Origin of the sequence: Pseudomonas californiensis, from assembly GCF_021147775.1 — a bacterium.
Taxonomy (GTDB): domain Bacteria; phylum Pseudomonadota; class Gammaproteobacteria; order Pseudomonadales; family Pseudomonadaceae; genus Aquipseudomonas; species Aquipseudomonas californiensis.
Window position 1 is genome coordinate 1 of sequence record NZ_JAGTPK010000089.1, and the last position, 3,407, is coordinate 3,407.

A 3,407-nucleotide genomic window follows, 5' to 3' on the forward strand; every position below is an offset into this window, starting at 1 on the left:
GATTGCCGACGCAGAAAGCCAGTGAGATCGAGCATCTACTGCCGCATCAATGGATGCCTGGCTGATCTACGCAAGGCGTATTCCCCATACGCTTACGGTGCTCGTGATCCCTCACTACGTCCTTAAAAGACCACTCCTCGAAGGCCTCTGGCAGCGTCTTGCCTACAGACAGCGGAATGATATTTTCCCAAACTCGCTGTGGGTAACTTGCCATAACCTGGCTCCTACTTCGTCCTTGCTTGATCATAGACGGCGTATTGCGAATCCGCCCTTTCCGCACCACATTATCGAGCAGAATGCTGTCACCCTGCTGTCACGGGCATTTTTAAAAACTGATCAGTAGCCGGGAAGCCCTTATTTTACTGGTCAAGATAGGGATCGAATCAGACACGTACAAGCCAATATTCACACAAACCCTAGAAAATATGAAAGCAACAAAGGCACTCAATTGGGTACTCGTATAGATAATAGAGACGCTTTGGCACTCAGCTCGGCTCTCTCGCAATTCATGAGGCGAGCCTTTACGGCTTGCTCCGCTCCTCTGCCCCCCCCCCCCGTGAAGCGCGGAGCTTCAAAACATTGTAGATTCGCTACGCGTAGCGTCCGCACTGAAACAATGGCGTTATGCTGGCCCGAGATTAAAATTCAGGTAACCTGCGTGCTTGGAGCGCTGGAGAGACTTCCAGTGCAACGCAGCTCATCAAGGACCTAACGGGGGCAGCAGATGGACTTGAGCTTGGATAAAGAGACGACTGGCGCGTGGATTATTCACCACTCTAGGAAAATTGCTTCGGATACTGCCGCACCGGCAGAGTACTCAGTTCTAGACGAAGCCGGAAAGGCTGCACAGCTTTTAATGCGACTCGGAGCAACTAACGAATCCAATCTTGGGAAGCAGGAAGTTGCCGCAATCGCTATGGCTACCGGCCTGAACCCTCGGGTTGAGCTTCCGCACTACCTAGAGCTCCTCAAGGCTAAGCGTCTGATTGATACCGGCGGGGATGAAATACAAGTTATAGGTGTGACGACCCGCGCAGTTTTGTCACATGCAGCCGACATTTTCAAAGATGCTCAACCGGGTATGCATGAGCATGCAGCGATTGCTATTGGGGAAATGGCGTCTCAAGCTCCAGTCTCGCTCATCATTGCCAAAGAGTTCATTAGCGACAGTTACAAAATGAAATCATCTGACGTTGATGATTTCATACGCCGCTCCACTGAGATTGGCTTCATAGATCAAGAGGGCGATGATCCTTCGAATATTTTGCTGTTTAATGGCAACCTGTTCAAAAAGGATTCAGTAAACAAATGCGCGCGAGTACTCTCCTCTCTTTCAACAGCAGAGCAAAGTAGTTTTCTATCAATAACAGAGAAACTTAAAAGCACAGGCTGCATTTACGCTGACAATTGCGAAAGAGAGCTCGGAGTGCCGCTTTTTGAGAAACTCAAGGCGGCTGGCGTTCTAGAGGTAAATACAGTTTCTAACGAGCAAGGCGATCATGCTTTTGTGACGCTACCTGGAGCTTTCCACAAATATGTAAACCCACTGATCGACGACACTTTCGACATGGCAAAAGCCCTTGTGTCTGCCTTATCATATGGAATGCAACTACGCTCAGCCTCACAAGGGCGGATTCTTAGCTTCGACTGGATCTTGGACGCGCTGATTGCAGGCCGAACTATTGGCCCCGCTTCAGCAATCGGCGCAGACTATCGCGTTTTGGAGCAGAACCGAGTCATCCAATTGCTACCCGCTAATTCTGGGATGTTTCGCATGAAACTGCTAAAAAAGGAAGTTGGTGAGCTTGCCCTTCAAGTTCTTAAGCGCGGGAATGCAAATGCGGAAGCAATAAATACGCCCCCAAGCGCTCCGATGACTAATTATCAAGGGCCAGAGTACGCACGCGAACAAACAAGAAAAAGACAATCACAACCGAGCAAGCGCCATACGCATGATATCCTGAGTACACTTCGGAGCAAGAGAGGAATCTGAAAAATGGCCAAGACTGGAGATAAGGGCTACGTACTAGAGGAGCTTCTTCGAGCTTACTTTCTTCGAGCGGGAATGTACGCAGTCCGTGGTGTGCCACTACAACTCGATGGTGACGACTTAACCGATGTCGACATATGGATCTATGAGCAATCAAACGGTTCCTCTCGCAGACGTCAGATCGTGGACGCGAAGTCAAAGCTGAAGCCCAAAGCTATCGAACGCGTGTTGTGGACTAAGGGTTTGCTTGAGTTGCTCAAGGTTGATGGGGCACACGTCGCAACGACTGATTGCAGGTCTGTAATTAAGGATGTTGCAACACGCCTTGGAATATCGATCCTTGATGGTGCGGATCTCAAGCGAATGTCGGAAAGCGAAAAAATTATATTTCCAGAAAGACTCAGCGAAGAAGATCTCGACAAGTTAATCAAATCGATAGATAAGGGCCGTAGGAGCAAAGAATTTCAAACTGGCTACCAAGACCTTAAAGCTGGATTAATTGATGAATTTGGCCCAGGGACGGTGAACAGATCGATAGATCACTTCATTGCCTTTGCACGCTTACTAGCGTCCAGTCACCCCAGTAGTCCCGCAGCCGAGACAGCGCTGCGACTAGCATATATTGCTGCATCAATAGTTGCACTGACATTAGATTTCTGTCTTGCAAAAGTTTTCTTTAAGTCAGCAGAAGACAGACGCAAAACTATCTCCAACATCATTAGATTCGGTGATGAAGAGGAAGGCCCTGGACTTGAAAAGGTTCGAGTTGCTGCCGCTCTGATTGAGCGCTACACACCTAATGGCCGGGCAGTTTCGCAATCAATGCTTAACTCGATACGTACCGACCTCCAAAATATCCCTGCCGAAGTGATCACGGACCATGTGTTGACGCAGATGAAAGGCGTTTCACTATTTCAATTAGCACGCTCATTAGAATCCGAAGGATTTAGGATGAAGCCACGTGAGTTCGACCAACTCAAATTGGAGGAAAAGTCCTTCCTCGGCGTGCTAATGGATTTCGCAGGGCTGGATCGCTCAGCATTTGCGGACTCTTGGAGTGGAGGCTCTGCACAGATACAGGAAGCTCCGAAAAGTACCGAGGCTAATGCGACAGCCTCACTTTTTGAAAATCTTTATTAACCGAAAGCTGGAGCATTGTCTGTTCGCACGGACAGCAATGCTCCCCAAGCTTGTTTTTTATGCCCAGTTTGCCTAACGACCAACACCGGGCCCCTCTAATGGTTGGAATATTGATTTTGACGAGCCGGCGAACAAGCTCGGTAGCGGCAAGCTAAACCTCTACTCACACCGGAACAGATCGTAACCGCTCCATTAACCCCACATTCAAAGCACTAAGCTAATGCCAGATGCTGGGCTCCCGATTCTCTCAGGAGCCCATCGATCATGATGCGACCCG

2 protein-coding genes are annotated in these 3,407 nt (G+C 49.1%); both read left to right on the top strand.

Annotation, left to right across the window (positions count from 1 at the left end):
• Positions 1-736 precede the first annotated feature (736 nt).
• On the top strand, positions 737-1,993 hold the full coding sequence (locus tag KDX37_RS28820; protein ID WP_231656580.1) for a hypothetical protein: 1,257 nt from the start codon (positions 737-739) through the stop codon (positions 1,991-1,993).
• A gap of 3 nt (positions 1,994-1,996) precedes the next feature.
• On the top strand, positions 1,997-3,130 hold the full coding sequence (locus tag KDX37_RS28825) for a hypothetical protein (protein WP_231656581.1): 1,134 nt from the start codon (positions 1,997-1,999) through the stop codon (positions 3,128-3,130).
• Positions 3,131-3,407: the final 277 nt, after the last annotated feature.